The sequence below is a fragment of the Saccharomonospora saliphila YIM 90502 genome (genome assembly GCF_000383795.1).
Lineage (GTDB): Bacteria > Actinomycetota > Actinomycetes > Mycobacteriales > Pseudonocardiaceae > Saccharomonospora > Saccharomonospora saliphila.
Window position 1 is genome coordinate 453,522 of record NZ_KB912640.1, and the last position, 7,007, is coordinate 460,528.

General features: G+C 68.6%; 8 protein-coding genes. 3 read left to right on the plus strand and 5 right to left on the minus strand.

The features are described from left to right. Positions 1-226 precede the first annotated feature (226 nt). Both SACSA_RS0107290 and SACSA_RS0107295 read left to right on the plus strand, forming a co-directional pair. Positions 227-718, plus strand: a complete 492-nt coding sequence (locus SACSA_RS0107290) for a DUF6932 family protein (protein ID WP_028661642.1) — start codon at positions 227-229, stop codon at positions 716-718. Continuing rightward, complete coding sequence (locus SACSA_RS0107295; RefSeq protein ID WP_028661643.1) at positions 712-1,590, plus strand: hypothetical protein; 879 nt, start codon at positions 712-714, stop codon at positions 1,588-1,590. Before SACSA_RS0107290 ends, SACSA_RS0107295 begins: the two co-directional genes overlap by 7 nt. A gap of 504 nt (positions 1,591-2,094) precedes the next feature. Here the strand turns inward: SACSA_RS0107295 and thpD are convergent. From thpD to SACSA_RS0107320, 5 genes are all read right to left on the minus strand, one after another. Continuing rightward, positions 2,095-3,000, minus strand: coding sequence for an ectoine hydroxylase (gene thpD / locus SACSA_RS0107300; RefSeq protein WP_019814641.1), 906 nt, complete (start codon positions 2,998-3,000; stop codon positions 2,095-2,097). Between the two features lie 119 nt (positions 3,001-3,119). Continuing rightward, positions 3,120-3,518 (minus strand): ectoine synthase, encoded by a 399-nt coding sequence (locus SACSA_RS0107305; RefSeq protein WP_019814642.1) that lies wholly within the window; start codon positions 3,516-3,518, stop codon positions 3,120-3,122. 76 nt (positions 3,519-3,594) lie between these two features. Continuing rightward, positions 3,595-4,848, minus strand: a complete 1,254-nt coding sequence (gene ectB, locus SACSA_RS0107310; RefSeq protein WP_019814644.1) for a diaminobutyrate--2-oxoglutarate transaminase — start codon at positions 4,846-4,848, stop codon at positions 3,595-3,597. A gap of 84 nt (positions 4,849-4,932) precedes the next feature. Next, the gene (ectA, locus tag SACSA_RS0107315; protein ID WP_028661644.1) at positions 4,933-5,484 is read right to left on the minus strand and encodes a diaminobutyrate acetyltransferase; all 552 of its coding nucleotides are present in this window, start codon (positions 5,482-5,484) and stop codon (positions 4,933-4,935) included. A 306-nt stretch (positions 5,485-5,790) separates the two neighbouring features. Further along, positions 5,791-6,375: an HhH-GPD-type base excision DNA repair protein gene (locus SACSA_RS0107320; RefSeq protein WP_019814649.1), complete on the minus strand. Its 585-nt coding sequence runs from the start codon at positions 6,373-6,375 to the stop codon at positions 5,791-5,793. 177 nt (positions 6,376-6,552) lie between these two features. Here SACSA_RS0107320 and SACSA_RS0107325 point away from each other — a divergent pair, with 177 nt between their 5' ends. Beyond that, complete coding sequence (locus SACSA_RS0107325) at positions 6,553-6,966, plus strand: cupin domain-containing protein (protein ID WP_028661645.1); 414 nt, start codon at positions 6,553-6,555, stop codon at positions 6,964-6,966. The last annotated feature ends 41 nt before the right edge of the window (positions 6,967-7,007 follow it).

Here is a 7,007-nt window from a genome sequence, read left to right on the forward strand (position 1 = left end):
GCCCGCCCTCCGAGACGTCGTCGGGCGGCTCCACCGCGGAGCCGCCCGACGAGGGCCGCAGGTACGGGGTGCTCCCGCTCGGCTCAGCGGACTGGCACAGCCGCAACGAGTGGCCCGACGAGCGGGACACCGCGCGCGAGGAGGAACAACGTCGGCGCGAGCACTAGACGTCCGGGCTGATAAGTTCTGCGGCGGCCCTCCCTTCGGCAGTAGGTAAGGAATGTGCATGCCGCTTCCGTACTGGACGTCGGAGAACGTTCTCCCGCCCGGGCGGCATCCGGCCGACCTCTCCGACATCTACGAGCGCCTGGTGTGGGACGCCCCGCACCGCAACGACCGCGAACTGCTGTTCAGCGCGCTCAGCGGCTACCTTGGCGTGGTCTACCGGCTGATCCCGTCGGGGCGGGCCTGGGTCGGCGGCGGGCTCGTCGTGCGCACGGCCGACGTCCCGCGTGACGTGGACGTCGTACTCATCCCGGACGAGTGGGGCGCGCTCAAGCGCCTCGACGGCCGCGCCCGCTCCATGCTCTACGGTTTGCTGACGCTGCGCGGTGTGATCGCCGAACAGCCCGTGACCTATCTGGATCAGGTCCAGCCGGTCAGCGGGCTGCTGGACGGCTTCCTGTGCCGCCCCGGCGACGAGGACGCGTGGGAGGCCGTCTGGGCGCGGGGCCCGGTCCCCGGAACTCTCAAGGGATTCGCGGAGGTGGCCTGGTGAACTTCCGAGTCCTCGCCGAGAACATCCCCGGCGGCACCTGGCTCGACGACCTCGCGCGCGCCTCGGCGCAGGCCGCCCACGCGAAGTTCGAGCGCAGTGCGCGCTCGCCGCTGTTGCGGGTGGCGATGCTCGATTCGTCCCGCCTTGACGCCTACACCTCCTCCGACATCAGCAGGGCCCTCCAGGACGCGACCGCCAAGATCGGGCACATCGTGCGCAACCCGCAGACCGAGATCACCTCGGTACAGCCAGCGGACCGCGAGAAGGCGCCGCTCATCCAGCGCGGCCAGGCGGGTAACGCGATGTTCTTCGGCTTCCCGGAGACCACGGAGCCGGACGCGCTCATCTCGGACGGCATCGAGACGTTGTCCGAGCGCGCGGTGAAGGAGCTGTGCGATTTCCTGCCCGCGAACGGCTCCGACGACGGAGCACTCGACGCGGTGCTGCTGCAACGCGACACCGTGCGCAACGCGGTGAGCGACATCGTCAACGCCGTCACGAAAACCTCGAGCATCGGCCTGTCCCTGCTGCCGACGTCGGGGGAGGAACTGATGCGCAGCATGACCACCGAGCAGGCGAAGGTGCTCCAGGGCAGCCTGCGCGAGTCACGCGAGGACGTCGGCTACGAAACGGTGACCGGCAGGCTGGACGGCGTCCGCACGCGGCGGCGCATCTTCTACCTCGAGCGTGACACCGGCGGCACCATCCAGGGAGCCGTCTCGCCCGACCTGCTCGACGAGATCAAGCTCAACCTCGACCGCCCGGTCACCACCCGCCTGCGGGTGGTGCGCACGACCACGATCGACGGCAGGCGCGGACGGCCGGTGTACGAGCTGCTGGAGATTCGTTCGGAGACGAGCCTGTTCGACTGACGCCGTCGAGGTCACCACCCGTCGGCGGGCTGCCCGCTATCGAAGCCCGCGAAGAGCGCCGACGTGTCCGCGACGACAACGACGATCACCGGCGCGCCGCCCGTTCTTCGATGTGGTCACGAACCTCGACGTCCATTTCCTCGGCCGTCATCGGTCGACCACTGTCGAACACCGGAAGCGGACCGCTGGTGCGCGGACGCCGCGACCACCCGTCGCAGACACCCCCGCGTCGGCGGAGCGAGGCGAACCGCTCCGGGCACGAATACGGCCCCGTGCCACCAGTCCCGATCTGGCGGCGCGGGGCCGTACTCGTCGCGAATTCACATCGTCACCGGCGGCACGGGACTCACCCCGAGCAAGGAGTCACCCGCGTCGACTGGCGACGACCACCCCGCCAGCCGCGCCGTCGAGGTGCGCATACGGTAACAGACCGCATCGGGGTGGTGACCGCGCACCCCGATGCGGTGCGCACCGTCCCCGTGGACCGGTGAATCCGCCGTCTCGTCAGCGGCTCAACGGAGTGAAGTCGCGGCTGCCGATGAAGCTCGGCCGCGGCGCGCTCGCCGCGAACGGCTCGACCAGAGCGTTCTCGACGCTGTTGAACACCAGGAAGATGTTGGAGCGCGGGTACGGCGTGATGTTGTTGCCCGACCCGTGCATGATGTTCGAGTCGAAGAACAGCGCCGAACCCGCGGGCCCGGTGAACTGGTCGATGCCGTTCTCGGCGGCGAGCTTCGTGATGTCGGTTTCGCTCGGGACGCCGATCTCCTGCTCCTTCAGCGACGCCTTGTAGTGGTCGTCCGGAGTCTCACCGGCGCACTGCACGAACGTGCGCTGGGAGCCCGGCATCACCATCAGGCCGCCGTTGAAGGGGTAGTTGTCGGTCAGCGCGATCGAGCAGCTCACCGCCCGTGGCCTCGGCATGCCGTCCTCGGCGTGCCAGGTCTCGAAGTCCGAGTGCCAGTAGAAGCCGTTCCCCCGGAAGCCGGGCATGTAGTTCACCCGGCTCTGGTGGAGGTAGACCTCGGAACCCAGGATCTGCCGGGCACGGTCCAGCACCCGCGGGTCCCGTGCCAGCTCCCCGATCAGCTCACTGATCCTGTGCACTTCGAAGACCGAACGGACCTCCCCCGAGGACTTCTCGGTCACCACGCGCTCGTCGGCCTTGAGCTTCTCGTCCGACGAGAGCCGGGTGAGTTCCTGCCAGTAGCCCTGCACCTCGGCAGGGGACAGCAGGCCCTCGATGATCGAGTACCCCTTCGTGTCGTGCGAGGAGAGAGCGGCCCCGTCGAACGGGCCGTCCTGCTCGCTTCCCCAGACGGTGGGGTCCGCCCGGTCGAGCATCCGCGTCTCGCCCGACGCGATCCGGGTGGGGTACAGATCCTGGGTTCGGCTCTCCGCGAGAGTCACGATACTCGCCTCCTCCGAGTGCCACTCATGTCGTTTCTACGGTGTGTGTTTCCCCGTTCTGTCGAGTGATACCCATCCGGGTCGCCGCACCGGCCGATTTCGGCCGGTGCGGCATCTCATCACGCCTGCCCGTCCTCAACGACCAGCGGGTAAACGCCGTTCTCGTCGTGTACCTCGCGGCCGGTGATCGGCGGGTTGAACACGCAGACCGTCCGCATGTCGGTCTTCGGCCGCACCTGGTGCTTGTCGTGCTGGTCCAACAGGTACAGCGAACCGGGCCGCAACTGGTGGGTCTCGCCGGTGGCCTTGTCGGTCACCTCACCCTCACCCTCGACGATGAACACCGCCTCGATGTGGTTGGCATACCAGAAGTCGTTGACGGTCCCGGCGTACAACGTGGTCTCGTGCACCGAGAACCCCGCCCTGTCCTTGGCGAGCACGATGCGCTTGCTGCGCCAGTTCGGCTCCTTGATGTCGGCCTCGGTGTCGGTGATCTCGTCGAGGTTGCGGACGATCAAGATGTCTCCTTCACGAAAGCTCGGCGCCGGCCTCGCCGGCGCGGTCGGTGGTGCGGCCCCGGAGGGCCGAAGGGGCTCACCGGCCCAGCACGGAGTCCACGGACTCGGTGATGATGCCCAGCCCCTGTTCGACCTCGGCGTCGGTGGTGGTGAGTGCGGGCAGCAGCTTCACCACTTCCCCGTCCGGCCCCGAGGTCTCCATGAGTAGACCACGATCGAAGGCGGCCGCGCACACCTTGTCGGCCACCTCGCCGCTGGAGAACTCAAGACCGCGGGCCATGCCGCGCCCCTTGGCGATCAGGTTGGCCTCCGGGTAGCGCCCCACGAGCTCGGTGAAGACCTCGGCGATGCGCTCGCCCTTGCTCCGGGTGCCCTTCTCCAGCTCGTCGTCGCGCCAGTAGGTGCGCAGCGCCTCGGCGGCGGTCACGAAGGCCGGGCTGATGCCCCGGAACGTGCCGTTGTGCTCACCCGGCGCCCACACGTCGAGGTCCGGGCGGATCAGGGTGATGGCCAGCGGAAGGCCGTAGCCGCCGATCGACTTCGACAGGCAGATCATGTCCGGCTCGATGCCCGCGTCCTCGAAGCTGAAGAACGGCCCGGTGCGCCCGCATCCCATCTGCACGTCGTCGAGGATGAGCAGAATCCCGTGCTTCTTGCACAGATCGGACAGTGCGCGCAGCCAGTCGAGACTGGCCGCGTTGATCCCGCCCTCACCCTGCACGGTCTCGACGATCACGGCGGCGGGCTCGTTGAGCCCACTGCCCGAGTCCTCGAGCAGGCGCTCGAAGTAGAGGAAGTCCGGGTAGGCGCCGTCGAAGTACCTGTCGTACGGCATCGGCGTCGCGTGCACGAGCGGGATACCCGCGCCGCCGCGCTTCATCGAGTTGCCCGTCACCGACAGCGCACCGAGCGTCATGCCGTGGAAGGCGTTGGTGAAGTTGATGACCGACTCCTTGCCGGTCACCTTGCGCGCGAGCTTCAGCGCGGCCTCGACGGCGTTGGCTCCGCCGGGCCCCGGGAAGATGACCTTGTACTCCATCGAACGGGGCTTGAGGATCACCTCGTCGAGGCTTTCGAGGAAGTCCCGCTTGGCGGCGGTGTACATGTCGAGGGAGTGGGTGACACCGTCGCGGGAGATGTAGTCGATCAGCGCTTTCTTCAGCGCCGGATTGTTGTGCCCGTAGTTCAGGGCTCCGGCACCGGCGAAGAAGTCGAGGTAGGGCTTTCCTTCCTCCGAGTAGAGCCAGCTACCCTGTGCACGATCGAACACCACGGGCCAGCCCCGGCTGTAGCTGCGCACTTCGGATTCGAGTTTTTCGAAGATGCTCACGTTGCTTCGTCTCCTGCGTTTGTCGGGCGATTCGGACACCGTGCGCCACGCCGCGTACCGGGCGCGTCGCGTTCTGTTCTCGTGTTATCGCCCCCGTGGTCGCCGCGCGGGCGAGAGCGGCCCGATCCGGAACAGGTCCTCCCGCTCGTGGGCATCCGGGAAGTCACCGTCGGCGAACAACTCCGACCGCTGGAGTTCGGCGCCCCACCGCGTGGCGAAGGACTCGAACAACCGGATCGACGCCTCGTTGTCCGGCGTGATGGTGGTGTCCAGGTACCGCACCCCCTCGTCGACGAGGCGGCCGTACAGCGCGTCGAGCAGCGTGCCGGCGAGGCCACGGCCACGCTGGGACGAGTCGACGGCGACCTGCCACACGAGCGCGGTGTCGGTCCGCGCAGGCCTCCGGTATCCCATGACGAATCCGACGACCTCGCCGTCGACCCGCGCCACGACCGAGGTGTCCGCGAAATCGAGACACCACAACAGGTAAGCGTACGACGAGTTCAGATCGAGCTTTCCAGAATCACGTGCGATTCGCCAGAGGGCCGCGCCGTCGCCCTTGGCGGGCTTTTCGATCACAACGTGGCCCGTCGATTGATTGTCGCCGTCCGCACGCTCAGAGTGCTTTCCGGACATATTCAGACAAGCTAACAGAGCAGCGTAGACCCCTCAGCCCGCCGCACATCCGATCACGGGCACGACCTGCGACAACGGAAAAACGCCTGTGACAACAACGACAGAACCGTACCGATCATGGGATCACGTGTGCTAGGAGCAGCATGACGGGACCGCCGTATCCGTCATCGGCGGCCCTCGCAGTCGTACGGTAGTGGCGCGAGCCACGGAACGCGAGGGTCCATCCAGTGGGACCCCACTCCGGAGTGAACGCCGCACCGCCGGTGTGCGACCGCGGACAGCGCGGCGGGAACCCGCCCGGCACGGTCAGCCCGCGTTCGGGGCGCCCTTCTTCGCGGCCTTGGCTGCCTTCTTGAACGAGCGCACCTCCTCGAGGGTGTGCTCGTCGACCACGTCGGCGATGGAACGGCGGGCGTCGGCCTCGCCGTAGGCACCGGCGGCCTCCCGCCAGCCCTCGGGGGTCACGCCGAGTCGCTTGCCGAGCAGCGCGAGGAAGATGCGGGCCTTCTGGTCGCCGTAACCGGGCAGCGCCTTGAGCCTGCGCAGCACCTCCCGCCCGTCCGGCTCGCCGTCGGTCCAGATGCCCTCGGCCCGGCCGTCGTAGTGCTCGGCGACATAGGCGCACAGCGCCTGCACCCGCCTGGCCATCGACCCGGGGAACCGGTGCACGGCCGGTTGCCGCGCGCACAGGCGCGCGAACTCGTCGGGGTCGTGGTCGGCGATGCGGTGCACGTCGAACCCACCCAGCCGGTCGGCGATCTTCTTCGGCCCGGCGAAGGCGACCTCCATCGCGATCTGCTGGTCGAGCAGCATGCCCGTGAGCAAAGCGAGCGGGTCGTCGGAGAGCAGCCGGTCGGCCTCGGCGTCGCCGGTCAGATTGAGCGTCGGCATGACTCCCATCGTCGCACGGACAGGGTGGCCGGGCTCGCGACGCAGCGCGCCTTCGGCGATCCGGCGGTTTCCGACATCGGCGCCACAGCGCTCTTTCCGGCGGCGCTCTTCGCGGCGGCCGGGCCGCACGCCCGCAGCACGTGGCGGCGCCCGCCCACCCGGGGACATGATCGGGACATGAGCCACGAACCGACGAACCTGACCGACGCCCTCGCCTCCTTCGATCAGCTCTGGAGTCCGCGCATCGTCACGACGGTCAACGACTACGACGTCCGGATCGCCAAGGTCGCGGGCGAGCACGTGTGGCACGCGCACGACGACACCGACGAATTCTTCCTCGTCCTCGACGGCGACCTGCGGATCGCGCTGCGGGAGCCGGACGGCGAGCGGACGGTGACCCTGAGCCGGGGGTCGGTGTTCGTGGTGCCGCGCGGCGTCGAGCACAAACCGTCGTCCGAGCACGGCGCCTCGCTGCTGCTGTTCGAGCCCACCGGCACCTCCAGCGTCGGGAACCGGCACGACGGCATCCCCGGCCATGTGGACGCCACCACGGGCCACGAACTCCCGGAGCGGAGCGCTCCCGGCGCGTGACGCGGCTCGCCCGGACCGCCCGCCACCGCCGCCCCGCTCCT